24 protein-coding genes are annotated in these 25,925 nt (G+C 45.4%); 19 read left to right on the top strand and 5 right to left on the bottom strand.

From position 1 onward, the window contains the following. Nucleotides 1–128: 128 nt before the first annotated feature. The gene (locus BGP75_RS23135) at nucleotides 129–875 is read left to right on the top strand and encodes an ABC transporter substrate-binding protein (RefSeq protein ID WP_076721288.1); all 747 of its coding nucleotides are present in this window, start codon (nucleotides 129–131) and stop codon (nucleotides 873–875) included. 292 nt (nucleotides 876–1,167) lie between these two features. On the opposite strand, the gene BGP75_RS23140 is transcribed toward BGP75_RS23135, so the two are convergent. Further along, the gene (locus tag BGP75_RS23140) at nucleotides 1,168–1,548 is read right to left on the bottom strand and encodes a hypothetical protein (protein WP_076721289.1); all 381 of its coding nucleotides are present in this window, start codon (nucleotides 1,546–1,548) and stop codon (nucleotides 1,168–1,170) included. A 266-nt stretch (nucleotides 1,549–1,814) separates the two neighbouring features. On the opposite strand from BGP75_RS23140, the gene BGP75_RS23145 reads away from it, so the two are divergent. Continuing rightward, entirely contained in the window at nucleotides 1,815–2,390 is a 576-nt protein-coding gene (locus BGP75_RS23145; RefSeq protein ID WP_076721290.1) for a YceI family protein, read from the top strand. Nucleotides 2,391–2,508: 118 nt separating this feature from the next. On the opposite strand, the gene BGP75_RS26670 is transcribed toward BGP75_RS23145, so the two are convergent. The 4 genes from BGP75_RS26670 to BGP75_RS23180 form a co-directional block, all read right to left on the bottom strand. Further along, nucleotides 2,509–3,861 carry a DUF4214 domain-containing protein gene (locus tag BGP75_RS26670; protein ID WP_083705005.1) on the bottom strand — a complete coding sequence of 451 codons (1,353 nt, stop codon included), beginning with the start codon at nucleotides 3,859–3,861 and terminating at the stop codon, nucleotides 2,509–2,511. A gap of 488 nt (nucleotides 3,862–4,349) precedes the next feature. Beyond that, on the bottom strand, nucleotides 4,350–5,417 hold the full coding sequence (locus BGP75_RS23170) for a cache domain-containing protein (protein ID WP_076721292.1): 1,068 nt from the start codon (nucleotides 5,415–5,417) through the stop codon (nucleotides 4,350–4,352). Nucleotides 5,418–5,655: 238 nt separating this feature from the next. After that, nucleotides 5,656–5,832 carry a DUF454 family protein gene (locus tag BGP75_RS27835; protein ID WP_083705006.1) on the bottom strand — a complete coding sequence of 59 codons (177 nt, stop codon included), beginning with the start codon at nucleotides 5,830–5,832 and terminating at the stop codon, nucleotides 5,656–5,658. A gap of 173 nt (nucleotides 5,833–6,005) precedes the next feature. Continuing rightward, nucleotides 6,006–7,442 (bottom strand): catalase, encoded by a 1,437-nt coding sequence (locus BGP75_RS23180; RefSeq protein ID WP_076721293.1) that lies wholly within the window; start codon nucleotides 7,440–7,442, stop codon nucleotides 6,006–6,008. Between the two features lie 288 nt (nucleotides 7,443–7,730). Between BGP75_RS23180 and BGP75_RS23185 the strand changes: the two genes are divergently transcribed. The 17 genes from BGP75_RS23185 to BGP75_RS23265 all read left to right on the top strand — a co-directional run bounded on the left by BGP75_RS23185 (nucleotide 7,731) and on the right by BGP75_RS23265 (nucleotide 25,893). Then, nucleotides 7,731–9,191, top strand: a complete 1,461-nt coding sequence (locus BGP75_RS23185; protein ID WP_076721294.1) for a sensor domain-containing diguanylate cyclase — start codon at nucleotides 7,731–7,733, stop codon at nucleotides 9,189–9,191. 372 nt (nucleotides 9,192–9,563) lie between these two features. Then, on the top strand, nucleotides 9,564–10,379 hold the full coding sequence (locus tag BGP75_RS23190) for a motility protein A (RefSeq protein ID WP_076721295.1): 816 nt from the start codon (nucleotides 9,564–9,566) through the stop codon (nucleotides 10,377–10,379). Nucleotides 10,380–10,407: 28 nt separating this feature from the next. Then, on the top strand, nucleotides 10,408–11,646 hold the full coding sequence (locus BGP75_RS27525; protein ID WP_076721296.1) for an OmpA family protein: 1,239 nt from the start codon (nucleotides 10,408–10,410) through the stop codon (nucleotides 11,644–11,646). A gap of 291 nt (nucleotides 11,647–11,937) precedes the next feature. After that, a complete protein-coding gene (napF, locus tag BGP75_RS27840) occupies nucleotides 11,938–12,435 on the top strand; it encodes a ferredoxin-type protein NapF (RefSeq protein WP_076721297.1) in 498 nt (165 codons plus the stop codon). An 8-nt stretch (nucleotides 12,436–12,443) separates the two neighbouring features. Beyond that, nucleotides 12,444–12,716, top strand: a complete 273-nt coding sequence (locus BGP75_RS23205) for a chaperone NapD (RefSeq protein WP_076721298.1) — start codon at nucleotides 12,444–12,446, stop codon at nucleotides 12,714–12,716. After that, nucleotides 12,713–15,199 carry a periplasmic nitrate reductase subunit alpha gene (napA, locus tag BGP75_RS23210; protein WP_076721299.1) on the top strand — a complete coding sequence of 829 codons (2,487 nt, stop codon included), beginning with the start codon at nucleotides 12,713–12,715 and terminating at the stop codon, nucleotides 15,197–15,199. Before BGP75_RS23205 ends, napA begins: the two co-directional genes overlap by 4 nt. 34 nt (nucleotides 15,200–15,233) lie before the next feature. After that, nucleotides 15,234–15,701: a nitrate reductase cytochrome c-type subunit gene (locus BGP75_RS23215; RefSeq protein ID WP_076721300.1), complete on the top strand. Its 468-nt coding sequence runs from the start codon at nucleotides 15,234–15,236 to the stop codon at nucleotides 15,699–15,701. 31 nt (nucleotides 15,702–15,732) lie between these two features. Next, the gene (locus BGP75_RS23220; RefSeq protein ID WP_076721301.1) at nucleotides 15,733–16,308 is read left to right on the top strand and encodes a NapC/NirT family cytochrome c; all 576 of its coding nucleotides are present in this window, start codon (nucleotides 15,733–15,735) and stop codon (nucleotides 16,306–16,308) included. Nucleotides 16,309–16,331: 23 nt separating this feature from the next. After that, nucleotides 16,332–16,469, top strand: a complete 138-nt coding sequence (locus BGP75_RS23225) for a TIGR02808 family protein (protein ID WP_076721302.1) — start codon at nucleotides 16,332–16,334, stop codon at nucleotides 16,467–16,469. 432 nt (nucleotides 16,470–16,901) lie between these two features. Then, nucleotides 16,902–18,317 (top strand): rhomboid family intramembrane serine protease, encoded by a 1,416-nt coding sequence (locus BGP75_RS23230; RefSeq protein WP_076721303.1) that lies wholly within the window; start codon nucleotides 16,902–16,904, stop codon nucleotides 18,315–18,317. A 328-nt stretch (nucleotides 18,318–18,645) separates the two neighbouring features. Then, a complete protein-coding gene (locus tag BGP75_RS23235; RefSeq protein WP_076721304.1) occupies nucleotides 18,646–19,857 on the top strand; it encodes a M48 family metallopeptidase in 1,212 nt (403 codons plus the stop codon). Between the two features lie 155 nt (nucleotides 19,858–20,012). After that, the gene (locus tag BGP75_RS23240) at nucleotides 20,013–21,122 is read left to right on the top strand and encodes an ABC transporter substrate-binding protein (protein WP_076721305.1); all 1,110 of its coding nucleotides are present in this window, start codon (nucleotides 20,013–20,015) and stop codon (nucleotides 21,120–21,122) included. Nucleotides 21,123–21,125: 3 nt separating this feature from the next. Further along, nucleotides 21,126–22,199 (top strand): iron ABC transporter permease, encoded by a 1,074-nt coding sequence (locus BGP75_RS23245; RefSeq protein ID WP_076721306.1) that lies wholly within the window; start codon nucleotides 21,126–21,128, stop codon nucleotides 22,197–22,199. Further along, entirely contained in the window at nucleotides 22,199–22,966 is a 768-nt protein-coding gene (locus BGP75_RS23250; RefSeq protein WP_076721307.1) for an ABC transporter ATP-binding protein, read from the top strand. The genes BGP75_RS23245 and BGP75_RS23250 overlap by 1 nt, the downstream gene beginning before the upstream one ends. Before the next feature lie 21 nt (nucleotides 22,967–22,987). Next, nucleotides 22,988–23,770: a nicotianamine synthase family protein gene (locus tag BGP75_RS23255; protein ID WP_083705007.1), complete on the top strand. Its 783-nt coding sequence runs from the start codon at nucleotides 22,988–22,990 to the stop codon at nucleotides 23,768–23,770. A gap of 1 nt (nucleotide 23,771) precedes the next feature. Then, a complete protein-coding gene (locus BGP75_RS23260) occupies nucleotides 23,772–25,049 on the top strand; it encodes an opine metallophore biosynthesis dehydrogenase (protein WP_076721308.1) in 1,278 nt (425 codons plus the stop codon). Beyond that, entirely contained in the window at nucleotides 25,042–25,893 is an 852-nt protein-coding gene (locus BGP75_RS23265) for a DMT family transporter (protein ID WP_076721309.1), read from the top strand. Before BGP75_RS23260 ends, BGP75_RS23265 begins: the two co-directional genes overlap by 8 nt. Nucleotides 25,894–25,925: the final 32 nt, after the last annotated feature.

Consider the following 25,925-nt stretch of genomic DNA (forward strand, 5'->3'; position numbering starts at 1 on the left):
TTGGTTCTCTCATGTATTTTCTGTCAAGTAGAGATACTCCTGTAAGTATAAGTCTTCCATCGATACTGCATCATTTGCTGTTCTGTCCGTTGCGACGCTTGTCTATGCGTCGGAGGGGCGACAAATGGATGTATCTTCTTATCGCTGTTCTCCTGATTGATATGGATTCCGTTCGGGCGACTGAACAGCTAAACCCAATCAGATTTGGAATTATGGGGCAGTCGCCTTATGGTTTTTTCTCTGAAGCTGGTATTCCCAAGGGGTATTTGTACGATATTGCTAATGCGGTATTGGAAGAAGCGGGATTTTTGCAGGATACAGTGATTCTGCCACATAAGCGTTTAATGTCAGCCTTGATTGCCAAAGAGAGAAATTGCTCTCTGTTTGCCAGTACTCCTTTGATATCGGAACAGAATATTCTTGTTGAACCGATTGGTAAGTCTGTTCGTTTGGGCGTTCTTCCAAGAGCAGGTATTCACCTGAATGACTATGAAGATTTGAAAAGTATTTCTATCGCTGTTGCGAGAGGGGTCGCTTTCCATCCTCGTTTTGATAACGATAACACCCTTAATAAGGTCAAAACCAAAAACTATTACCAGGATGCCCTGATGTTGAAACGCGGTCGTGTGGAAGCGGTCGCCGGTGCGATAGGTAGTCATCTACATAATCTGAAAAAGATTGGTTGGGGAGCTGATAATGTCGGAACTCCACTGATCCTTACTGAGTTGCCCATATGGTTGGTCTGTATAAAGAATGATCTCAGCAAGGACCTGATTGGTCGCCTGCGAATTGCCGTTCAGAGCTTGCGTGAGAGAGGGGCCATTACTGATATTGTTGAAGACTATTTGGGGAAAGCTCATGGCGAGCTGCAATAGTCGGAATAGCAAGAGGAAAGTCATGAAGGTGTAGGGGCTGTTTTCTTACGAAGATCGTCTGTATTTAAAGCTGTTTTTATTCAAACCAGGATTTTTGCATAGCTTTCACGCTCCATATCACCTGCTTAAACGGTAAGTGATATGGGTGAAAGTTTTGGTTTAATCAGTTGATTCAATACCGGATGTGATAACGCCACACGTTGTTCGCTGTTGCGCCCGGATAGAATTTTGATGTATAGGTACTACTCAGAAGATAGTCGTCGGGAAGCCCGGAGATGGCTTAGGGGAAGCGTTACCAGCGGACCACTTTTCCTTGGTCAAATACCATTCCGGTCGCTGCCTGGCGATGATTGACAAAAATATTATTGATAGAAACTCCCAATCGCTTTGACACACTCTCAGCAACGATGCTGAGCATCTTCTCAATATGCGCCTTGGAGTGAAAGTCTGGAGCCAGCAAGTCAACCAGAATCGGGTGAGAGTTTTCCGGCTGATACTTTGGCGCCTTTCCAGCGACGGCATAATGTCCGGCGTTAAAGAACTCCCAGGTCGCGGAGACATGTTCGGCGGCGACATCGGTTCCTTTGGCGAAATCCAGGGTTATTGCTTCGACGACCGGCTGAATATCGATAGCTGTCTCAAATGGCAGTGATTTGATATGGATAAATGGCACGCTAATAGTCCCTTGGTTGGTTCTCCCGGTTCCCACCGCATTATGCGATGTAAAGAAGAGGGCGTTAAGAGGTTCCCGAAAGGTTTCATATTACTTTATATTGCTCAGTTTGCCGAAGAGAAAGCCTCCGGTGTGTCTGATGGGCTTTGCTGGTTGTAGGGAGGGCGCAATTCCTGTAATACTCTTTCGCCACTAATATTAATAATTGAGATATCTCATTTCTTCGAGATTTATAGACAACTACCAAAAAAGTTAAGGACAATTCTATGAAATCTATGCTGACAGCTTTGTGTCTAGCCGGTGTGACGACGGTCGCTCAGGCTGACTGGAAACTTAACCCTACTGACTCTGATTTTAATTTTTCATCGATCAAGAAAAATCATGTCTATGAATCCCATACATTCAATCGTTATCAGGGCTCTATCAGCGATAGCGGTGATGCTGTCCTAGAGCTGGATCTGACCTCTGTCAGTACGGGTATTGAAATTCGTGATCAGCGAATGCAAAGCATGCTTTTCGACACGGCTAAGTTCCCATCTGCAAAATACCAGGTGAGTTTAGATGCTGCTAGCCTGGATAGTCTTAAGGCGGGTGAACGAAAGCAACTGAAGATTGAAGGAACACTTTCACTGTTTGGAATTGAAAAAGCACAACCAGCTACTTTGAATGTCTTCAAACTGAGTGATGAGCGCATTCAGGTAAGCACGGCGAAGCCTATTGCATTGAAAGCTGCTGATTTTGGTCTGGATGGTGGCGTGGAAGCACTCCGAAAAATTGCTAACCTCCCTGTTATTTCATTGGTTATACCGGTGAACTTTAGTCTGGTTTTTGACAAAGAATAGGCGCTCCAGGAGGCTGGAATGGTGATTCAACAAATGTAGATCAGCCTGACAACAGCCTAGCCTATCATCTAGGCTGTTGTCAGTGAGGGGGGATCATTATAAGCCGTTAATTGAGTGCTTAAAGGCCCTCTAAAAAGAGCATGTTGCTTACAGTTATATAAGTCAGTTCGACATATTCGTTGGATTGTGTCATATCGATGAAAGCACCTGCTTGTGTTTTTTCACCTGAAGTGAGTGCTTCAACCCAAAAATCAAACCCTGATGGGTCGGGTTCTCTGCCAAAGACACCACTATAAATATGCGTGATTAGCTCTTCGTTGCTTATAATGTCATCAGCATCGCTATCGGCCAGTGTTACGAATTCTTCGGAGTCGATAAATCCCGCTGCCATTGAGTTTAGATCATGGCGTCCTTCCTGTATTTCATTAAGCCACCAGTTGTAGCCCTCCTCGTCAGGAAGTCGACCTAATGCTCCGTAGTAGGATCTATACAGCTGAGCCTCTTCGGCTTCGATAATGTTACTCCCAATACTGATTGAAGAATCCCAAAGATTGCCATCATCATCGATGATTTCAGGTTCAGGTTCAGGTTCAGGTTCAGGTTCAGGTTCAGGTTCAGGTTCAGGTTCAGGTTCAGGTTCAGGCTCTGGTTCTGGTTCAGGTGCTGGTTCAGGCTCTGGTTCAGGCTCTGGTTCAGGCTCTGGTTCAGGCTCAGGTTCAGGTTCAGGTTCAGGTTCAGGTTCAGGTTCAGGTTCTGGTTCTGGTTCAGGTTCTGGTTCTGGTTCAGGTTCAGGTTCAGGTTCAGGTATTTCAGTTCCGAAAAACTCGACGGAGGTGTTGATTCCCATGGAATCCAATTCTTCGGTGTAATAAGTCCGAGCATTACCTTGTTGATCTGTGATACTTACGCGCTCAACGGTGTAGGTGCCACTATTGTTTGTTTCTCCGATGCCGAAAGTTTGAGTTGAACTGCCATCTTCCCAGGAATCATAAATCCCTGTTCTTAGATCTATCGTCGTTGGGATTGTCAATGAGGTTAATAGGGGAGCTGTGACATCTTGTGTCGAGCCGATTAAATCGACTGTGGTATTGATCCCCATGGAATCCAATTCTTCGGTGTAATAAGTCCGAGCATTACCTTGTTGATCTGTGATACTTACGCGCTCAACGGTGTAGGTGCCACTATTGTTTGTTTCTCCGATACCGAAAGTTTGAATTGAGCTGCCATCTTCCCAGGAATCATAAATTCCATAGAGTCCCAAAAAAGCAGTATTGGTGTAGTCACCTTCAGAGTTGAGAGTATGGCGATAGGACAAGGTATTATCAAAATAGACGACAAGCTTATTGACTCCTGATAGGTCATCACTAGCGCTGGCTGCAAGGGTTAATCCAGTATCTCCTGTGGATAAGTCTACTGTTGTCGGCACAATCAATGAGGTTAATGTCGGTGCAATAATGTCTGCTGAACTCATGTAACAACTTCCTTATTTACTATCTTTGACATAACGCTGTACAAATTCGTCTCTAAAGACTCTATTTAGAGCATGAGACGGGTATATCCTGCTTGCTGTCGCTTTGCGATGTCATTTGTGTGAAGAATTCTGTTTATTGAAACGGATCTTGGCAAAATACAAATGACCACCTTCTATAGTCTTGGCACTTATGTCGATATAGAAAGGGCGGTAAGGTTTTTACGGGGAGAGGCTTTCCCCATCCATGGTCAGGTTTCTGGTACGGTCTCGTTCCAAACGATTGTTTGATGGCGGTAATTTATCAGTTGAATCAAGTCACTACAACTGGATTTTGGATGGTTTTGTTTTTGATAGGGTATTGATCTTGACAGATATCAATGGAGAGGTGTTATTACAGAAAAATAACTTGTCAGATTACTATGGATTTTAATGGAAAATTTTTAGAAAGCAGGACTTCTGGTTTAAGCCCTGCCAAATTGGGCTTCAGGTTACTTTTTCTTCAATCGATCAAATGCCATTTGCAGGCTGATTCCCATACGTTCTATAGCCTTTGAAAGTGCTCCAATTTCATCTGAACGTTTAGTTTCATTAATTTCAATGCCTAATTTCCCCCGGCTGATTTCATCGGCAATTTCAGTGAGATTACGGATAGGAGTCAGTAGTAGACGGCCCATAATCATGTAGAGGACCAATGAAGCAACCAGGGCGCTGATTACTGCCCCGATAACGGCGTTGAGACTGAGGTTATAGGCATCTGCCATCACCTTGTCTTTTTCCAGGACCACACCGATTAACCATTCGCTGCCGTAGAGGTTTTCCAGAGGACGGAACGCGGTAAGTACTGAACGGTTTTCAAGTTCCAGTTCCTGCAGGTCTGGTGTGAGTGATGGGCGTTTTTCACCAAACAGTGCCGTTAATTGTTTTCCGTTCAGGCTGCTGTCAGGGTGGCTAATGATCTCTCCGTCAGCGTTGATCAAGTAGGCGTAGCCGGTGTTGTTAAAATTAAGAGTGTTTACCGCATCTGAAACGGTTTTCAGGCTCAGGTCTCCACCAACAGCTCCTTTGAAGGTTCCGTTGTCAGTAATATTTGCCACCGCAGAAATGAGAATATCGTTAGTTGCTGAATCGGCATAAGGATCTGTCAGCAGGGCTCTGTTATGGGCTCGGGCGAGGGGATACCATGGACGTTTTCTTGCGTCCCAATCGTTGGGAGGTGACCAGCTTGGATCATTCGAAATGGGTTTCCCGTTTGTCTCCAGGCCCCCAAATATCAGAATAAATTCGTCCTTCAGTAACGGAGTGTTCATGGTGTTCTGAATGGTATCGGTGTTGTAGTCAGCTGCTATAGTCTGTGCCATCAGGTCAATGAGGGCCAGTTTTCCGTTCAACCAGTTGGTTATCTGGTGTGACAGGACAACTGAAGCTTCATTAATACTGTTGCCTGTTTTTTCGTAGAGCGCATCTCGTACCATATGATACTGAATCCAGGAAAATACTGAGAATGCGAGAATAATGATGGCAGAAACGACCAACGGGACTTTTTGGGATATTTTCACAAACACCTCCTGTGCGGAATGAAGCGGGGCTGCCCGATGGCTCTCATAGGCTGCACCCCATTGTTATTATTGTTTAAACCCGGACTCGTGCCGAGCGTGAGGTTTGGGGCTGTAAAATAGTAGATGGGCTGGAAAAATCGCTAAATATCAGGCGATTAGAAGTGAATAAGTATTCACGTCAGTATTCAAAGCGGTAGTGCCAGAATTGCTATACGGATGGGGCCAGTGTGATTGAGGTCTACGTGCTTCCCGGTAGCGGGTTGCTTTGCAGCCAAGCGTGCCCGCGGGGAGAAGATTTAGCAAAACACCCTGGGACAAGTAGAACAAAACAGCTGGTAGGTAAGAGGGGTAAAAATACGCCCAGCGTACCTGCTCCCAAAGCAAGAATATCCACAGAACGATAGATAATCTTCATGCGTGATCATCTGGTTTATATTGAGTCAACAGCAGGTCAGGAAACCTCCGATTAAGCTCCATCTTTGTTCTATGAGCACTGGGTACTTTTTCAGAGGTTCCTTCGCTGCTGCTATTCCCTGCTCGCTTTCCTGGGCTGGGTTAGATACCGGTCATTCGTCTTAGAGTGGCTGTTTACAGGGAAAGCCCCAGAGCCTTGGCGACCCCTTCACCATAAGCCGGGTCTGCCTGCTGGCAGTTGTTGATATGACGCTTTTGAATATCGACAGAAGCACCACCCAGTGATCTGGCCGTATTTTCAAACAACTTTTGCTGTTGCTCCGGGGTCATTAGTCGAAACAGATTTCCTGGTTGTGAGTAATAGTCCGTATCTTCTCGGTGATCCCAGTGAGCGGCAGCTCCGGAAAGTGCCATTGCCGGTTCTGTGTAATCAGGTTGCTGTTGCCACTGGCCACTGCTGTTCGGCTCGTAACCAATGGTGCTGCCAAAATTGCCATCGGTACGCATGGCTCCATCACGGTGATAACTATGAACCGGGCATTTTGGAGCGTTAACAGGTATTTGATGGTGGTTGACTCCCAGTCGATACCGCTGGGCATCGCCGTAGGAGAATAAACGTCCCTGCAACATTTTGTCAGGCGAGAAGCTGATACCGGGTACGACATTGGCTGGATTAAACGCAGACTGCTCAACTTCAGCGAAAAAGTTCTCCGGGTTACGGTTCAGCTCCAGTTTGCCCACTTCTATCAGAGGATAATCAGCTTTTGGCCAGATCTTGGTTAGATCAAAGGGATTGAAAGGGCTTTCTTCAGCTTGTTTTTCACTCATAACTTGAATACTGAGCTTCCAGGAGGGGTTGTCACCTTTTTCAATACTCTCGTAAAGGTCACGGTGATGACTTTCACGGTCCTGGCCTACCAGCTTTTCTGCTTCCTGATCACTTAGGTTTTTGATTCCCTGATTGGTCTGGAAGTGAAATTTGACCCATACACGCTCATTATCAGCATTAATCATGCTGAAGGTGTGGCTACCAAAACCATGCATATGGCGGTATGAGGCAGGGATACCCCGATCGCTCATGACAATCGTTACCTGGTGCAGAGCTTCAGGTAGTGAGGTCCAGAAATCCCAGTTATTTTGAGCGCTACGCATATTGGTGCGCGGATCCCGTTTAACGGCATGGTTAAGATCGGGAAATTTCAGTGGATCACGGAGGAAAAATACCGGTGTGTTGTTGCCCACCAGATCCCAGTTGCCCTCTTCGGTATAGAATTTCAATGCAAATCCGCGAATATCCCGCTCCGCGTCAGCTGCACCACGTTCTCCGGCAACGGTTGTAAAACGAGCAAAAAGCTCAGTTTCCTTGCCCACTTCAGAAAAAATCTTAGCGCGCGTGTAGTTTGAGATGTCGTTGGTGACTGTAAACGTGCCGTAAGCACCAGAGCCTTTCGCGTGCATACGTCTTTCAGGAATGACTTCACGATCAAAGTGGGCAAGCTTTTCCAGGAACCATACATCCTGAAGCAATTGCGGGCCACGAGACCCCGCGGTCATTACATTCTGGTTATCTGCTACCGGGCAACCCGCAGCAGTGGTTAATTTCTTTGTCATATCCCTGTCCTCTCTTATCAATTTGGTCGGTCGATAATTAGATTCGTCGAGAACTACAATAGGATATATATTGATATACTTAAAATTAATTGACGTTATTTGTTTGATAGTTAATAGCTATCGGAAAGGTGTTTTATCGTTTTGCTATTGTAAGAAGGTATAGTGTATAGGTATCAAACAGACATCGGTTTTTGGGTTTATCAGTGTATTGTCACCATTTCTATTCCATCCTTCTGGTGAAGGCTCTATATTCTTGCCCTACAGATACCCTTCGGGGAAGGATATGAAATGAAGTTGGGCTGGAATAATACGCTGTCGGTGCGAGAACCATTGATAGCGCTTGTTAGTTTGATCCTCATCGGAGGATTTTTAATCACTAATGTCAGTAGCTACTATGTTTCCAAGAACAGTTTGCGTGAGGCGATAATTGACAACGAACTGCCTCTGACCAGCAACAATATATATTCTGAAATTCAGCGGGATTTGCTCCGACCCGTTTTTGTTTCGTCTCTGATGGCCAATGACACCTTAGTGAAAGATTGGCTGGTGGATGGTGAGCAGGATTTGGAAAAAATTACGCGTTACCTGGCTGAAATTCGCAGAAACTACAACGTCTTTACCAGTTTTCTGGTCTCTGAGAGAACCGGCAATTATTATCATTTTACCGGCCTGAGTCAGGTCGTTTCTGAAGAAGACCCCAGGGATGCCTGGTATTTCCGTGTTCGCGATATGCCGGAGCCCTTCGAGCTTAATGTGGATTTCAACGCAGAGCAGGGGGATACCCTGACCATCTTCATTAACCACAAAGTTGAGGGTTATGACGGAAAGCTCATTGCGGTTGTCGGTGTTGGGCTGAAATTCGGCACTGTAGCGAATATTGTCGGCCGTTATAAAGAAAACTATGGACGGCATATTTACTTCGTTAATGATGACGGAGATATTCTGGTGCGTTCTGAGGGTGCGCCAGTGGCCGAGGATAATATTCGTTCGGCCGCAGGTATATCCGCCGTTGCTCCTGCAATACTGGAGGTCGATCAGGGGTTCTTTGAATATGAGCGTGATGGCGAGAGTATGCTGGTAAGCAGCCGCCACATTCCTGAACTGGGGTGGCGGGTGATTGTTGAGCAACAAGAATCAGAAGCGCTGGCCTCTATTCGTGAGAGTCTGATAATCAATACGCTTGTTGGCTTAGTTGTTATAGCAATGACTATTCTCATCGTCAGTTATACCGTTAATCGTTTCCATTCCCGTCTGGAGACCATGGCGTCCCGGGACAAATTGACAGGCGTGGGGAATCGCTCGATGTTTGATCTGACTTTGGAGCAGGCACTGCAGCGTTATCGTCGTGATGAATTAACGTTTTCAGTTATTCTGATGGACATTGATCATTTCAAGCGTATCAATGACACCCTCGGCCACTTGGAAGGTGACCGGGTTATTCAAAACGTTGTTCAGGTTATCCGAGAGGCTATGCGAGAGTCTGATGTACTTTGCCGGTGGGGGGGAGATGAGTTGATAGTTCTGGCTCATAACTGTTCGCTTGAAAACGCAGTCCAATTAGCCGAGAAAACACGTAAATCAATTGAAACAGCGAGTTTTGCGGTTTATCTCGATGGTGAGCCTGCCACTCTGAGTGGTGGGGTTACCGAAGTTAGAGCCGGAGACAATGCCGATGATTTGATTCGTCGAGCCGATGAGGCGCTCTATCAGGCCAAGCAGGAAGGTCGCAATTGTATACGGCCTGTCTGACGCTAGGTGATTGAGGGTTAAAACCGAAAGAGCTGCCGGGAGTTTAGAAGTGTTGATCAGGAGTTTAGAAGTGTTCCCCGTGTTGGCCGTTATTACTGGGCACCAGGGGTAAGTCTTATTATATTATTTTGTTTTCCCTGTGGTCTGAATCCACTTTGCCGCATTGGGCGGCAGAGTCTTGCCTTGTTGCTTTGTTAGTGGTTGTCGCTTGCTCTTGTTTTCCCCTCCTCTAGGTCGTGTTCTTTGTGCAGTTTGCTGTTTTTTAAGGAAATGTCTAATTGTGGTGTGTTATTTGCTGTGAGTTATAGCAATGTCATACCAACCCCGTAACACTGCTGTCTATACAGACCAGATGAATCCAGGAGATATGTGATGAACCGTACTGTTGCATTAGTTATCTGCACATTAGCTGTCGCGTTCTCAGCTATTACTCTTGTTCTGGGTGCAACCTCTGGTTGGGTGGTGGCAACGGTAGGTTTTATCTTTGTCGTTGGCGGCACTTTGTTGACAGCAGTGGTTAGTGAAAGTGCTGAGAGGCTTGAATCTTTGTTCTGGAGTCTGCCACAGGTATTTAAGATCCATAATCCCAAACTTGGTCATGATCGGGATATCTTGCTTAATGTTGCAGAAAATTATCGCCGTGGTCGTATTCGCTGGGCGGATGCCTATGCAAGGAAGCTGGCAGACCCGTTTCTTCAGCAAGGAGCACAGTTAATTGTCGATGGAAGCTCTGCCGAAGATATCAGCCGTGCCTTGACCTGGCGTATATCCAGCATTAAGGAAGAGGAGAAACGACGCCTGCAGATCATGCACGCTCTGGCGGGCTTTGCTCCTGCGTTTGGTATGTTAGGTACGCTGCTGGGACTTGCTCATATGCTCTTTAGTTTGGGGGATGAAGGATTAACCGCAGTCGGAGCTTCAATGGGATTTGCATTGATTACAACAGGATATGGCCTTGTTGCAGCCAATCTTATTATTAAGCCCGTGGCAATGAAAATGGAGTATCGGGCTCGGGAAAAGCTGGCTTGGCACAATGTAAAGTATGAGCTACTGGTCATGCTTTACAAGAAGGAGCATCCTTCCCAGATGCAAGATACGCTGCAATCTCTGGTTATCAGACAGGAAGAGGAAATGCAGGGTGGTGTTTCTGGCATGGCTACGATGACAGGATTGTTGAAGGCCTCCTAATCTAAGTTAGAGAATCTTGCCAACCATCATGCGACATTTTCAACAACAGGCAACAATCGGTGCTTTTGCTACCCCTGCTGATCCCTGGGAAGGGCGTGCACTTGATTTTGAATGGCGTGACAATTGGTTGTTGGGCTATATCGATATATTGACTCTGTTTATCACTTTGTTGGTGGTCCTTCTGGCTCTCGGAAATCAAACTACGGCATCAGACGAACAGGCGGTGTCGGAATCCCCAGTCGTCCAAACTCAACAGGTTCTGCTTAACAGGCCGATACTGACTCCTCCGCTTTCTGGCCAGGCTACAGCAGACTCGGCGGCAGCGAACCCCGTGTCCAAGGAAGCGCTGCAAGTGACCGAAACATCGACATTATCCGTGATGGATGTTGAGGTTTCCTGGGGAGACTTTGAAGAAACTTCTCAGCCCCAGCCTTCTATAAAAATAACCTCACTAGCACTCAACCAAGCACAGGGGCAGGGATTTCGTCAGTCAAAGCCTCAACGGCCTGAGTTAACCGTACTTGCTCAAACAGAACAAGAGTCTGGAAAGTTAACTCCGAGGAAGCCAGCCACTCAAGAGTCAGTTCTTAAGCCGTCAGGTTTGGCTGTAGACATTGCAGAAGCTTCCTTTGAAGAGCCCTCTGTGACAGCAGAAGAAACACAATCTGAGTTTCCATTAGTGGCTGATTTTCAATCTCAGCCCCAGCTTCAATCTCAAGTTCCACCTCTGCCTCAAGCCCCGTCACAGCCTCAACCGTTAGTTGATTCTGATTCAGTGGAATCTCTTGTTGAGGAAGCGGCTGTTGAATTTCCGTCACCTTCTTCAGCATTTGAGCGGATGGTAAAGCAGTTGGCCGCCGAAGGTTTGGATAAACGGGTTAACGTTAAACCCCTTGCACAGGGGGCTCTGTTAGAACTGCAAGATAACATCCTGTTCCCGCTGGGCAGTGCTGAGTTGAAACAGGAGGGGCTCTATCTGTTGGAAGACCTGCTGAAGATTCTTATGGATAAGGGCGGTCGCGTTTCAGTAGAGGGGCACAGCGATAATCAACCCATATTCAGTAGTCGTTACCCATCCAACTGGGAGCTATCTTCGAGTCGTGCAACTCAAGTGGCTCGGTATCTTATTTCCGGTGGCTATGATCCCGCTAAGCTCCGAGTGGTGGGATATGCGGATACCCAACCTGTGGCATCAAACGAAACGTCAGAAGGGCGTGCACAAAATAGAAGAGTTTCTCTGGTGGTAGAGTTTTTAGAGAAAATCTGACCTTCTTTCAGGGGATCTTCGAATAAGTCCATTATGTTCTCAGCGAACCCAAAGGACTTGTTCGCAGGTTACTGACTATTGATCAGCTCCAATCCTGGCTTGTTATTGTATTTCTTTGCGATCACCTCCTTCTTGGCTTTTTATCCTAATGCTGTCTACGCTTCTCTAGTGTGTATAAATCGCACTTATTGATTTATCTCAATTTCTTTTGTCGATTGGCAAGAGAGAATGTAATTGAGGTGTTTTATAACCTTATCGAATAAATGGTTATGCGTAGAGTTGGGGCAAGGCATGGGTATTGATGTACAAAGAAGAGCCCTTTTCAGAGGGAAAGTTGTTGCCTCGAATGCGATTCGCATGCCTTGGTTGAAAGGGACGGAGGATTTTACAGAATTATGCACTCGATGTAACCAGTGCGTCACTGCTTGCCCGACGGGAATCATTAAAAATGGGGATGGTGGTTATCCTGAAGTCGATTTTTCTGTCGGAGAATGCACTCTTTGTTCAGCATGTGCCGAGGCATGTGATGAAAGTCTTTTCGATCTGACTCAATTATCACCCTGGGACTTAAAGGCCGGAGTTTCAGAAAACTGCCTCAATCAACAATCTGTTTATTGCAGAAGTTGTGCTGAATCCTGCGAGCCTGAGGCCATACAGTTTAGTTTCAATAGTACGCTTTTTGTCTCCCCTGCGGTGAATCTCTCCGATTGCACAGGCTGTGGTGCCTGTGTATCTGTGTGTCCAGCGAAGGCAATAGACGTGAAGAGTTTAAGATCAGGGGGAGTGTAAGGACAAAGATGGAAAACCAAGAAGTTCATGTTTCAAGCTTAATCGTCCATGTGCGCCCAGATTGTCTGGAAACGGTTAAGGCGAGAGTAGCTGAGTTAGATGATGTTGAAATATATGGAGACAGTGAAGAAGGAAAAATTGTCGTGGTTTTAGAAACGACAAAGCAAAAATACATAACCGACATCATCGACAAAATTAACAATTTAAAGGACGTACTAAGCACGTCTTTAATCTTCCATCAAATTGAACAACTTGATTCGTCATGTGAGGACGATTTATGAAACTTACCAGACGTGCACTTATAAAGGCTAATGCAGCAGCGTCAGCAGCTGCGCTTGCCGGTGTGAACTTATCGGTGTCTGCTACCAATTTAATTGCCAGCAGTGATGAAACTAAGATCAAGTGGGACAAAGCACCTTGTCGGTTTTGTGGTACCGGTTGCTCGGTATTGGTAGGAACCCAGGATGGTCGGGTTGTGGCTACACAAGGTGATCCTGAGGCACCTGTTAATAAAGGACTGAATTGCGTAAAGGGATATTTCCTATCAAAAATCATGTATGGGAAAGACCGTTTAACCACACCTTTATTGCGTATGAAAAACGGTCAATATGATAAGGATGGTGATTTTGCTCCTGTTTCCTGGGATCAGGCTTTTGATGTAATGGCTGACAAGTGGAAAGCTGCATTAAAAGCTAAAGGGGCCACTTCCGTTGGCATGTTTGGCTCGGGTCAATGGACGGTGATGGAAGGCTATGCCGCGTCCAAGTTAATGAAGGCTGGTTTTCGTTCTAATAATATCGATCCGAATGCGCGTCACTGTATGGCATCCGCCGTTGGTGGTTTTATGCGTACCTTCGGGATTGATGAACCCATGGGGTGCTATGACGACTTTGAACATGCCGATGCTTTTGTGCTCTGGGGCTCCAATATGGCGGAGATGCATCCTATCCTATGGACCCGTCTGACAGATCGCCGCTTAAGCCATCCGCATGTCAGAGTGAGTGTGCTTTCAACCTTCAAGCATCGGTCTTTTGAGTTAGCAGATAATGAGATTGTTTTCACTCCTCAAACAGATTTGGCCATCGCCAATTATATAGCCAACTACATTATCGAGACGGATGCGGTTAACTGGGAGTTTGTGAATAAACACACCCATTTTAAGCGTGCAACTACGGATATTGGTTATGGATTGCGTAATGAGCATCCGATGCAGAAAGCAGCCGCCAACCCAAATTCCGGCAAAATGCACCCGATGACCTTTGAAGAATATAAAGCTTCAGTTGCCGAATATTCTGTGGAAAAAGTATCTCAACTTTCCGGGGTATCAGAAGAAAAACTGATTACCCTTGCCAAACTTTATGCCGACCCAAAAACCAAGGTGATGTCCCTTTGGACGATGGGGATGAACCAGCATACCCGAGGTGTCTGGATGAATAGTCTGGTTTATAACATTCATCTGCTGGTCGGTAAGATTTCGCAGCCGGGAAACAGTCCGTTTTCATTAACTGGACAGCCTTCAGCTTGTGGAACAGCGCGTGAGGTAGGAACTTTTTCTCACCGACTGCCCGCAGATCTTGTGGTGACCAAAAAGGAACACCGGGATATCGCAGAAAAAATCTGGAAGCTACCGGAAGGTACTATTCCCGCCAAGCCGGGCTTTCACGCCGTTGAACAACATCGACGCCTGAAAGATGGTGATATGAACGCCTATTGGGTGATGTGCAACAACAATATGCAAGCCGCTCCTAACCTGATGGAAGAAGGGCTACCAGGCTATCGTAATCCTGAAAACTTTATTGTTTGTTCTGATCCCTATCCGACAGTGACGGCTCAGGCTGCCGACCTGATTTTACCTACGGCCATGTGGGTGGAAAAAGAAGGTGCTTATGGTAATGCTGAGCGTCGCACACAGGCCTGGTATCAACAAGTTAAGCCTATCGAAGGTGCTAAATCCGATCTTTGGCAATTACTGGAGTTTTCCAAACGCTTCAACATAGAAGATGTATGGCCTGAAGATCTACTTGCCAGCATGCCTGAGTATCGTGGAAAAACTGTCTACGACGTGCTTTATCGTAACCAGCAAGTTGACGCATTCCCTCTCAGTGAAGCTCAGGAGTTGAATGATGATGCCCGTGATCAGGGGTTTTATGTGCAAAAAGGGCTGTTTGAAGAATATGCAGCTTTTGGACGGGGACATGGTCATGACCTGGCGCCTTATGATCGTTATCACCAGGAACGTGGCCTGCGTTGGCCGGTGGTCAATGGTAAAGAAACCCAGTGGCGTTTTGCTGAAGGCTCTGACCCCTATGTAGAAAAGGGAACCGGCTTTCAGTTTTACGGAAAGCCGGACAATAAGGCAAATATCATTTTTGCCCCTTATGAGCAGCCCCCTGAAGTGCCCAATGAAGAGTACGATCTGTGGCTCTGTACAGGGCGTGTATTGGAGCATTGGCATTCAGGAACCATGACTCGTCGCGTTCCTGAACTGTATCGGGCTGTTCCGGATGCACTTTGCTATATCCATCCGGAAGATGCTGCAAAGCGTAACTTGCGTCGTGGTGATGAAGTGCTTATTGAATCGGTTCGCGGAGAAGTACGCTGCCGTGTTGAAACCCGAGGACGTAACAGACCTCCTGAGGGTTTGGTCTTTGTTCCCTGGTTTGATGCGAGAGTGCTGATTAACAAGGTAACTCTGGATGCTACAGATCCATTATCGAAGCAGACGGATTTTAAGAAATGTGCTGTCAAGATCAGCAAAGTTTAATCAGACGCAATAGCCATTAGGCGGAGATTTAACCATGAAACAAGTTTTGATAGCACTGCTGGTTACAGGAGCATTGTACTCGCTCCCTGTACAAAGTACTGAAGTCGCTAATATAGAAAATGTAAATAACGGTGGTGTTGCCTCATTACGAGGGATTACTGAATTGGATACTACCCGTAAAGCCGACCCGATGAAGCGTGTTGAAAAAGATCGAAGCCCGATCGACCGAGACTATGTTTATCAGCCGCCTCTTATTCCTCATCAGACCCGTCATTACGAAGTGTCTTTAAACGCGAATAAGTGTCTGTCATGCCATAGCTGGAAATATGCCGGGGAAATGGGGGCCACAAAAATCAGCGTGACTCACTACCAGAGTAGAGAAGGGCAGGTTCTCTCGGATGTGTCTCCACGGCGTTACTTTTGCTTACAGTGTCATGTAACCCAGGCGGATGCGGCACCGTTGGTAGAGAACGAATTTAAGCGAGTGGATTCTTTGCGCTGATTTTTCCTGAAAGACAGGATGGGGTTGTGATATGAAACTTGTGTCGAATTTTTGGCGAAAGTTATGTAAACCAAGTAACGCGGCAGTAGGCGTGGTGATTGGGATGGGGTTTGTTGGTGGAATCCTGTTTTGGGGGGCCTTCAATACAGGGATGGAGGCAACTAATTCAGAGGCATTCTGTGCCAGTTGTCATGAGCCCATAGTTAATGAGATAAAGGAAACTATTCACTATTCGAACCGTTCCGGTGTCAGGGCCATTTGCTCCGATTGTCATGTTCCTCATAACTGGGCGGACAAAATTGTTCGTAAGGTTCAGGCAAGCAAAGAAGTCTTTGCATTCGTGATGGGTAATATCTCCACGGAAGAAAAATTCTACGCTCGCAGAAAGCACTTAGCCCTGCGTGAGTGGCAGCGTATGAAGGAGAATGACTCTCAGGAATGTCGAAATTGCCATGATTTTGATTTTATGGACTTTTCTGAACAGGGACAGCGAAGCGTTAAACAGCATTCAACGGCCCTGGCTTCCGGTGAAAAAACCTGTGTTGATTGTCACAAGGGGATCGCTCACCAATTACCCGATATGTCTGATGTCCCTGGCTGGCAGTAGATAAAAAGAAGGAGTTAGAGTCCATGAGTACTTTAGAATACATTATCTGGCAGATACTGGGATACTCAGCGATGCCACTCATTCTGCTGATTGGCTTTGTCGGGGTATCTGTTTTTACTGTCTGGATACTGTCATTAACCAGTGATAAAGAGCGTTCTTGAGCGGGTTGATCGTTCTTAAAGCCAGTAACCCCTGATATTTTTCGGGGGGTACTGAGTGAATGTTTAATGATTAAATATGGTTGAAATTGAGGTGATTAATTTCAACCATAACTTATCTGAAACCGTTTATCTAAAACGGTTTTTACAACGATTCTTTAGAGTCACTTTATATAACTGTTGATTGCAGCGCCGGTACAGTGGCTGTTTGAGACAGTACCTGACTTTTCCAGCAGGGGAGCCGAGAGGCTTTCAGAGTAATCAGATATCAGCGTTAACGATTTTCGACATACTGATTCTCCTATCAATCATCATGGTTGGCATTTGTTAAAGACCGTTGTCGTACCTGTTTTTACTTTATTCTGAAAAAAATAAACAGTATGTTAGTCTTCTAACCCCAAGTTTCTGAAAACGTAGTGAAGGGAGTCAGTGTCTATGGTAATCATTCCAACGGAAAAACGTTTTGATTGGAAGCATTCTCCTGTTTGTTTATTTTTTATCGTATTGGTCAATATTCTGATCTTCTTCTTTTATCAGTCAGGAGATGGTGAAAAGTTTGGCCGTGCAGTCACCTCCTATAATAGTATTGGTTACTTTAGTACTGAATGGCCTGTTTTTAAGAAGTACCTGGAATCAAAAAATGAAACTCGTTTGCTGGCAGAATATAATGATATATATCAGCAAGGTGATTATGCGCAATTGAGCTACCATTTGCTGAGCAATAACGATTTTTTTGAATACCTGAAGGTTAATAGAGATAAAACGATTAATCTTAAGCAGATAGGCCACTGGAGACAGCGCGAAGCTATTCAGAAAGAAATACAATCCATGAGCAATCTGGCTTATGGCGTCAGACCCGATCAATTAGATCCAGTTACCTTGATAACGCACCAGTTCTTGCACGGAGGTGTAGGACATTTATTAGGGAATATGTTTTTTCTTATCGTTTGCGGGTTTGCAGTAGAAGCCGCAATCGGACATTTTCGGTTCCTTATCTTTTATCTGATTTCAGGAATAGCGGGTGGATTGCTTTACGCAATAATTAACAAGACCAGCCCGGTAAGTCTGGTCGGTGCGTCAGGTTCCATCTCTGGTGTTATGGCTATGTACCTCGGTGTTTTCAGGCTTAAAAAAATCGAGTTCTTCTACTGGTTTTTCATTTTTGTAGGATACTTTAGAGCACCAGCATTACTGTTATTGCCATTCTATATTGGTAATGAACTCTATAGCTATTTTACTAATGTTGATTCAAATGTCGCATTTATGGCACATACTGGAGGTTTTATTGCTGGTAGTCTGCTGATTCTCGTTTCGTTGTTACTCCACTTAAAGGTCGTTAATGAAGACTATGTTGAAGAAGATCAGAAGATTGATCCTGGTCAGGAGAAGCTTGCCAGAATCTATGATCACATCGAAAAGTTTCAGTTCGATGCAGCCCTAAAAGCAGTGAATATAGTCATCGCTGAGCAGGGGGCGACATTTGATCTTTTATATTTACGATACAGTTTATTAAAAATTGAGAAAAAGGGAGACTATCAAAAGTCTCTTATGGATTTATTTACCATGGAAAAAATCAGCCCTCCTCAACTCAAAAAGATTGAACAGGTCTGGCTTGATAATCCAGATCAACATCAATACCTGAATGAAGACGAAACGTTAAAGCTAGGTTGGAGGTTATCCTCTCTACCTGATATCAGGACATCTGAAAACCTGTTTTCAATATTATATGCCAACGAAAAAAAACATCCTTCATTAGGGTTTTTTGCTCGAAAGCTGTCAGTCGTTTATGAAGGTTTAGATAATAAGGCCAAGAAAAATAAATATGAAAAGATTGCGGATTCGCTCCTTTAAGTAAGGCAAACTCCATATTTTTCTGAGTATTCAGAGTAAAGTAGTCAAGGAAGCTATGAACAAGCTACAGAGAACATCATGGACATATTCATAGCGTCCTAAACAAAGAAGAGAAGGCATAATGGACTATTGCAAATATCACCCATTGGTACCTGCGACCTATTCCTGTAAAAGCTGTCAGGTGTCGCAATGTGATCACTGCATTGACGAAAGTGGACACCATGGTGTTGAGCGTTGTTTTGTATGCGGGACCGAGGTGGAGCATCTAGGATCTGTCAACTGTATTGAACCATTCTGGAGAAGATTACAGGAAAGTTTTCGCTACCCAATGAATCGTTCAACATTGATGCTAATAGTTATTATTTCATTTCTTTCAACTATTGTTTCTTCGTTGCCGTTTTTAATCTCGCTGTTCCTTCTGATGGCCCTGACCGGGGTTATGGTCAAATACAGCTTTTGCTGTTTGCAACAAACCGCGAGGGGGCTGCTTATCGCTCCCGATATCTCGGATGGCTTTGGGGGAGGTGTGAGGTTAATTTTATTGCTTATGGTTGTCTTAATTGCCATGTCCCTTTCGGTGTATGCAGTAGGTACTCATTTAGGGGGAGGTTTTGCGGGACTTCTGAGTATTATCTATATTGTGGGCCTACCGGCTGTCCTTATTAACTTTGCTCTTACTGAAGAACTCTCAGATGCGCTGAACCCCTTAAGTATGTTCCGTCTAATTGCTGCTATCGGATTACCCTATGGTCTTCTGCTGGTGTTTATTATGATTATGGCTGCATCTGTTGGAGTTATCAGCGAGCTAATTGGCAATGATTATTCGATCATTTCATCGACACTTCAGAGTATCGTTTTTTATTACTACCTGGTTGTCACTTTTCACATCATGGGCTACATCATATTTCAAAGTCAGGGGGACTTAGGATTTGTTGCTCGAGAAGATTATGGTGATGAAAACCAAGTGAGACCTAGTGAAGAGATTTTATTGGCTAAGAGCAGTGTTCTGGTTAAAGAGGGTGACTATGATGAGGTGATTGCGTTGTATAAGAAAGCCCTTGTTGAGTTTCCTAACAGCAAGGTTTTTAACGAAAGATTTTTTGAATTCTTATATGCAACAAAAAATGTAGAACTGCTGAACAAATTTTCTCAGAAATACTTCAGATTTTTAATCAAATCCAGACGAGAAGATCTACTGTACCGTTCTTATAGACGAGTGTTAAGGCTAATCAAGGACTATATGCCTGATACAGCGGAGTTGAGGTTTAGTCTGGCTAATTGCTGTCACCAGGCGGGAGATCCATTATCAGCAGTAAAGCTGATTAATGGTTTGCACCGTTCACACCCAGGTTATAGTGGTTTGGCCGAAGCATATGATCTTATGGCGAAGTCATTGGATGATATGCCAAACATGGAAGATAAGGCAGAAAAATGCAGGAAGCTTGTCAGTCATTTTAACAGCAAGCTATCCGAAAAAAAGACACCTGTCGCAGATACAAAGGTACAAAAAAAGACGACTTTATTTTCATTGGAAGAGTAGCAGTCTGAGGTCTGATTCCCCGGTTGATCGGTTGTGGCTCCAACCATTCGGTGAGTATTTATTATCTTATTGATAATGGTTCTCAATTCAGTTGTTGTTTCTATAAATGTTATGTTATAACATTTCTTTCCAGGTAGCATAATTGAGGATAAGTGATGAAGGGACGTTTTTTGAAAGTACTTGGTGTAGCAGCTTTGGCTGTGGGCTCTATAACGAGCGCTTTCGCAGACATTCATTTCAAGGATGTAATGGGCAGGGACGTGCATTTGGAAAAACCGGCTGAAAGTCTCTTTCTGGGCTTTTATTTTGAAGACTATCTAGCAATCGCGGGACCAAATGCATACAAAAAAGTACCTATTTTTCCCCGTGCATCCTGGAAGGACTATCGTCAATCTCAATGGGCGACTTACAGCAAAATCATTCCTGAACTAGAAACCATCACAGACTCTGGTTCTATCTACACCGGTACTTTCGATTTCGAAAAACTTCTCACAATCAAACCTGATGTCGCTTTGATTGCAGCGTGGCAGTTTAAGGCCCTTGGTGAAAAAGTGGAGATTCTTGAAAAGAGTGGCATCAAAGTGGTCGTTGTTGACTTCAATGCTCAGACTCTTGAGAGGCACCTGACCAGTGCACGTGTTATCGGCAAAGTTATGGGCACAGAACGTCGTGCTGAAGCCATCGCGACAGAATATGAAAATACGGTGAAAGACGTTCAGGACCGTGTGTCGAACTACCTGAAATACCACAAGTCTCGCCGTGTATATGTTGAGCTTGGTACCGGTGGCCCGAATGAGTATGGCAAATCTTACTCGAATTCTATGTGGGGCAATATCCTGAATATGGCTGGTGCAGATAACATTGCCACGGGAAAATTCCAAGGGTCTGCTCAGCTGACCCCGGAATATGTACTGAGCAAAGATCCTGAGGTGATTTTCGTATCTGGTGCTCACTGGGCGAACTACGGTGACAGTGCACTGCTTGGCTTTGGTATCTCGCCGGAGGAAGCACAGGCGAGATACCGTCCATATCTTGACCGGGCTGGTTGGAAGCAATTGACGGCGGTTAAGAATGGTGACGTTTACGGCATATACCATTCTGGCACGCGCACTATTTACGATCATGTCTTTCTGCAGTATCTGGCGAAATCCATTTACCCAGAGGCATTTAAAGATGTTGATCCAGCGGAGTCTCACAAAGCTTTCTTCGATAATTACATGCCACAGAAACTGAAAGGCACCTTTATGATTCAGGTGGAACGTTAAGCTATGGCTGAAGTCGTTAACGCATTGTCGCCTCCTGAGCTTCGAGCAGAGGGCGGCTCTGGTATCTATCAGCGAATGCAAAAGAAGCGGGTAAAAATCCTACTTGCGACTTTGTTGGCGGTTGGAGCTTTCGTGTTGTTTGATATAGCTACCGGCTCATCATGGATTGGAATTGATCAAGTTGCAGAGGCGCTTATCGAGGGGCCATCAGGTGAGAGTTTATCAACCACGATCGTTTGGCAGCTTCGGCTGCCAGTCACCCTGACTTGCCTCGTTGTTGGTGGGTCACTTGGACTGGCTGGCGGGTTAATGCAAACCTTGCTGGCAAACCCGCTTGCCAGCCCATATACGCTTGGAGTATCTGCTGCTGCGGGCTTTGGTGCCGCGTTAGCGTTGCTTTCCGGTTATTCGTTGTTTGGTTTGTCCTGGCTGGCAGTGCCATTAGCGGCGTTTGTGTCCTCCGGGCTTGCCAGTATGGCAATTTACATGATTGGTTGTACGCGGAATATGGATACCAAGGTATTGATTCTTGCGGGTATAGTCGTGCTTTTCTTCTTTCAGGCGCTGCAATCACTGGTTCAGTATCTGGCCTCACCAGAGGTATTACAGCAGATCGTATTCTGGCTATTTGGCAATCTGTTGAAGGCAAGCTGGCTCTCTTTCTTTGTGTCTGGCGTTATCTTGTTGGCTGGTCTGGTTATCACGCTTCCGAAAGTCTGGGCGCTGACGGCGTTATCGTCTGGTGAAGAAAGAGCACAGGCTCTGGGTATTAACACCCGCAGGTTGCGGCTGCAAATGTTTTTGCTGTGCTCATTGCTGACGGCGGGAGCTGTGTCTTTCGTTGGAACCATTGGCTTTATTGGTTTAGTCGCTCCCCATTTGGCAAGAATGCTGGTCGGTGAAGATCAGCGTTTTTACCTTCCGCTAGCGACCTTTATGGGGGGGCTGCTTCTGTGTGCTTCATCCCTTGTCGCTAAGTTAATTGTGCCGGGCACTATCATTCCGATAGGCATTGTTACGTCTTTGGTGGGGGTACCGTTTCTTCTCTACTTGCTGGTGGGCAAGAGGCTAAGTTAATGACATCTTTATCCATAGAAAATCTTTCAGTAACCGTTGGGCGAAAACCTGTTTTGAAGAAAGTCGACGCTACTTTTCATGGCGGTGAGTTTTCAGCAATTTTGGGTCCCAACGGTGCAGGGAAGACAACGCTGCTAAAAGCCATGATGGGGATTCTGCCGTATAAGGGAAGCGTTCTATCAAGAGGAAAAGACGGGCAGGTATTGTCGCTAAAGTCTTTCTCTTATCTTTGTCAACTTAATAAGTTTTCCAGCCAATTGACTGCAATTGAAATGGTGTTGCTTGGGCTGGTTCATCAGCTGAGCTGGAATATCACTTCAGAGCAGGAACAGAAAGCGGAGACCGCTCTAAAGGATTTAGGTTTGACTCACTTGGCGGCTAGGCAGTTTTCTCAACTCAGCGGTGGTCAACAACAACTGGTTTTGTTGGCGCAGGCTCTGGTTTCTGAACCAGAGGTACTTTTGTTGGATGAACCGACCAGCGCGTTGGATTTGAAGCATCAGGTTCAGGTATTGGATCTCGCCCGTAAACATACCAGGACAAATAACACGATCACCATTGCGGTATTGCACGATCTGTCTCTTGCCGCTCGTTACTGTGAATATCTGCTTTTGTTGGATGATGGTGTAGTACAGCACAGTGGTAAGCCAGACGATGTGCTCGATTCTGAAAAACTCAGCCGGATATATCAGGTACATGTGGACGTAGGTTGCTGCAGTCATGGTCATACCCATGTGACTCCTGTCCGCCCTCTCGACACTGAGTAAGCCATATCAGGAATTCTTACTATGATAACTAGCAGGCACTATCAATTATTAGTGGCCATATCTACCTTTGAATCTCAAATTTATACCCTGACACAGTACAGTTTTGAAAGCTGCGAGTGTTTTACGCTGTTGCAGGAAAAACTGGATGAACTCTGTGCTTGGATTTTGGAGGAAAAGCAACAGATTATCAGCGACGAAATGAAGCTGAATCCAGAGCATGACCGGCAGCTTAAGCGCCTTCGTGAAACAGCAGTTAAAGCCTTGTGTATGTTGGAGAAGCACCAGTCTCAATGCGCCAGGGATCATCAGTTGAGTGTAAGTGAGTACTTGTGCCAGCTATCTGAAAATATCCAGATTGAACTTCGTAGTGCAGAAATTGAAAGCAGCTCGAGGGTATTGTTTATTGGTTCAGGCTCCTACCCGCTTTCTGCATTTATTATCTCCCGGCTTACTGGTGCTGTCGTGCATGGTATCGATATTGATGAGCAGGCGGTTGCCATGGCGAATCAACTGGACTCTTCACAGATTGCAACGACTTTTGGTTGTCGCGATCTGCTCACCGAGTTTAAGGCTTTCCGGCCAACGCATGTGGTTATCGCTTCGCTGGTGGAGCACAAGTGGGAGTTGCTCAATCAGCTTAAGCCGTATCTTGACGGTTCACACCGCGTTTTAGTGCGCTTTGGAAACGGGCTGAAATCCGCTTTCAACTACCCTTTTAACCCAAATCTGATGGAAGGCTGGGACACCGAACTTATTCGTAATGATGCCGCTGTGTATGACTCTGTGTTGATGGGGAGGGTTTAGCGTGAGTGCTTCACTAGGCAGAGTGTTGATAGTGGGAGCTGGACCTGCTGCTTTCCAAACAGCAAGAATTATCGCGAATCAATGCGACAGCTTAGGTCTGGTAAATAGATTGTCAGAACGCTGGTTATCTATGTATCAGCTCCTGAATAAGGACGGTGTTGCGCAGGTAAATGCGGCAACACCTTCGCTGGAGCGGCTGTCGGGGAGAGTAAAGTTTGATTTCGTGTTTAAGGAACTTTCAAGCATAAGGGGACAATGGGATACGTTAATTCTGGCGACACCTTCGCATGTCTATTGCGATGTGCTGGGATCTTTACCCAATAGACACTTTCGTTCTGTCAGGCAAGTTGTGCTTATTTCGTCGTTATTTGGTGGTCACCAATTGGTGAAGGGCTTTTTTTCTGACTTGAAATTGATGCCTGATGTGCTTGTGTTTTCTAACTACTTCGCCGCGACAAAATTCAACGCTGATAACGCGAGTGTTAGTGTTATCACTAAAGCTGCAAAAAAACGGATATACGCCTATTCCAGCAGTTCAAAGTGCAACGCATTGCTGCTGTTTGAGCAATCGCTGGGCGAGGTGGGCATCGAAGTGGTTGCTCTGGGTAATGGGTTCAGTGTTGAGGGCAGGAACATCACCTCTTACGTCCATCCTGCTTTCTTTATTACCCCATTCTCATTGAATCATATCTTCAGTGAAACGGGTGATATCAAATATATGTATAAGTTGTTCCCGGAGGGACCGGTGACAACGGCGACTATCCATACCCTGGTGGAATTGTGGCGGGATATTTCCAAACTTACTCAGCATTTCTCCGGTACAGCGTTCAACTTGCTGCAATTTTTAAACGATGACAACTATCCTGTGCATCAACAAACCATCAGTCGAGATCAAATCGATAGATTCATGGAGTTATCGCCGATTGAGCAAGAGTATCTGATATACGTCAGGTACAGCGCCATCTTGATTGATCCGTTCTCAACACCTGATGCAAAAGGACGCTACTTTGATTTCTCCGCAGTGCCCTATGCCAAGGGCAAGGTAACAGCGGGCAAATTGCATTTTCCCCGAGTGCCAAAAGAAGATTTGCAGACGCTTTACTGGTTTAAGGTGCTTGCAATACATGAAGGCATTGAGTTGCCAGCCGTTAACCGTGTTTTAGAAATATTTGAAACTTGGCTGAATGAACAACGGCTTCCAAATCAACTAATTGAAGAGTTTTACGCCCAAGCGGAAAACAGCCTGAGTTGGGTTGTTAAAGGAATTCATTATGAATAGAGGAGTCTCATTAGCGATATTTTCAGCGTTTGTTTTTAGTGTGATGAATGCACTTATCAAGGCTGCAAGCCTGACCATCCCAAGCTCTGAAATCGTTTTTTTCAGAAGTGCTATTGGTACCATTCTGATTCTCGGGTTGATGTGGCAGGCAAACATACGATTTTCCACAACAGGAGTGCCATTGCTGATGCTACGCGGCCTCTTTGGCGCCTTTTATCTACTCTGCTTCGTTTATACGATCGCGCACATTCCCTTGGCGGACGCCGCGATATTGGCGTATTTGTCTCCTTTCTTCGTCATCTTGCTTTCTAGCTTGGTTTTGGGGGAGCAGCTACCGAAGAAAGCTGCATTTCTTTTACCCACTGTTTTAGTTGGTGTTGCCCTGGTCATTAATCCCTTTAACTTTAACTCCTTTAATATTTACGCACTGGTAGGTATAGCAAGTGCCTTATTTGCGGCGGGAGCCTCTATCACCATCCGTTACTTAAGCAAGAAGCACCATACCTATGAAATTGTATTCTACTTTCTGTTTACTGCCATGTTGGTATCGGGTTGCTTGATGAAAGATGAGTTTGTTATTCCTCAAGGTATCGCTTGGGTGTATTTGATTGCGATTGGCCTGGTGTCTCTTATTGGACAAATTTGCCTGACCAGAGCGTTCACCCATGAAAACGCCGCTGTTGTAGCAGTAACCCGCTACATTGGGTTGGTATTCAATGTCCTTTGGGGTGTGATTTTCTGGCTAGAAATTCCGGATTGGATGACTGTGCTGGGTGGTGTAGTCATTGTCGTTGCTTGTATTACTCTTTCATTGAAGGTTCAGCCAGGTAAACCTCAAAGCTAGCTTAAATGGTCTTTAGGATATGTGCGGTTAAG

This window comes from Motiliproteus sp. MSK22-1 (assembly GCF_001968815.1).
Lineage (GTDB): Bacteria > Pseudomonadota > Gammaproteobacteria > Pseudomonadales > Balneatricaceae > Motiliproteus.

Coding starts and splice junctions, on each gene's coding strand:
- BGP75_RS23135 (WP_076721288.1), top strand. CDS start 129: ATGTATCTTCTTATCGCTGTTCTCCTGATTGATATGGATTCCGTTCGG.
- BGP75_RS23145 (WP_076721290.1), top strand. CDS start 1,815: ATGAAATCTATGCTGACAGCTTTGTGTCTAGCCGGTGTGACGACGGTC.
- BGP75_RS26670 (WP_083705005.1), bottom strand. CDS start 3,861: ATGAGTTCAGCAGACATTATTGCACCGACATTAACCTCATTGATTGTG.
- BGP75_RS27835 (WP_083705006.1), bottom strand. CDS start 5,832: ATGAAGATTATCTATCGTTCTGTGGATATTCTTGCTTTGGGAGCAGGT.
- BGP75_RS23180 (WP_076721293.1), bottom strand. CDS start 7,442: ATGACAAAGAAATTAACCACTGCTGCGGGTTGCCCGGTAGCAGATAAC.
- BGP75_RS23185 (WP_076721294.1), top strand. CDS start 7,731: ATGAAGTTGGGCTGGAATAATACGCTGTCGGTGCGAGAACCATTGATA.
- BGP75_RS23190 (WP_076721295.1), top strand. CDS start 9,564: ATGAACCGTACTGTTGCATTAGTTATCTGCACATTAGCTGTCGCGTTC.
- BGP75_RS27525 (WP_076721296.1), top strand. CDS start 10,408: ATGCGACATTTTCAACAACAGGCAACAATCGGTGCTTTTGCTACCCCT.
- napF (WP_076721297.1), top strand. CDS start 11,938: ATGGGTATTGATGTACAAAGAAGAGCCCTTTTCAGAGGGAAAGTTGTT.
- BGP75_RS23205 (WP_076721298.1), top strand. CDS start 12,444: ATGGAAAACCAAGAAGTTCATGTTTCAAGCTTAATCGTCCATGTGCGC.
- napA (WP_076721299.1), top strand. CDS start 12,713: ATGAAACTTACCAGACGTGCACTTATAAAGGCTAATGCAGCAGCGTCA.
- BGP75_RS23215 (WP_076721300.1), top strand. CDS start 15,234: ATGAAACAAGTTTTGATAGCACTGCTGGTTACAGGAGCATTGTACTCG.
- BGP75_RS23220 (WP_076721301.1), top strand. CDS start 15,733: ATGAAACTTGTGTCGAATTTTTGGCGAAAGTTATGTAAACCAAGTAAC.
- BGP75_RS23225 (WP_076721302.1), top strand. CDS start 16,332: ATGAGTACTTTAGAATACATTATCTGGCAGATACTGGGATACTCAGCG.
- BGP75_RS23230 (WP_076721303.1), top strand. CDS start 16,902: ATGGTAATCATTCCAACGGAAAAACGTTTTGATTGGAAGCATTCTCCT.
- BGP75_RS23235 (WP_076721304.1), top strand. CDS start 18,646: ATGAATCGTTCAACATTGATGCTAATAGTTATTATTTCATTTCTTTCA.
- BGP75_RS23240 (WP_076721305.1), top strand. CDS start 20,013: ATGAAGGGACGTTTTTTGAAAGTACTTGGTGTAGCAGCTTTGGCTGTG.
- BGP75_RS23245 (WP_076721306.1), top strand. CDS start 21,126: ATGGCTGAAGTCGTTAACGCATTGTCGCCTCCTGAGCTTCGAGCAGAG.
- BGP75_RS23250 (WP_076721307.1), top strand. CDS start 22,199: ATGACATCTTTATCCATAGAAAATCTTTCAGTAACCGTTGGGCGAAAA.
- BGP75_RS23255 (WP_083705007.1), top strand. CDS start 22,988: ATGATAACTAGCAGGCACTATCAATTATTAGTGGCCATATCTACCTTT.
- BGP75_RS23265 (WP_076721309.1), top strand. CDS start 25,042: ATGAATAGAGGAGTCTCATTAGCGATATTTTCAGCGTTTGTTTTTAGT.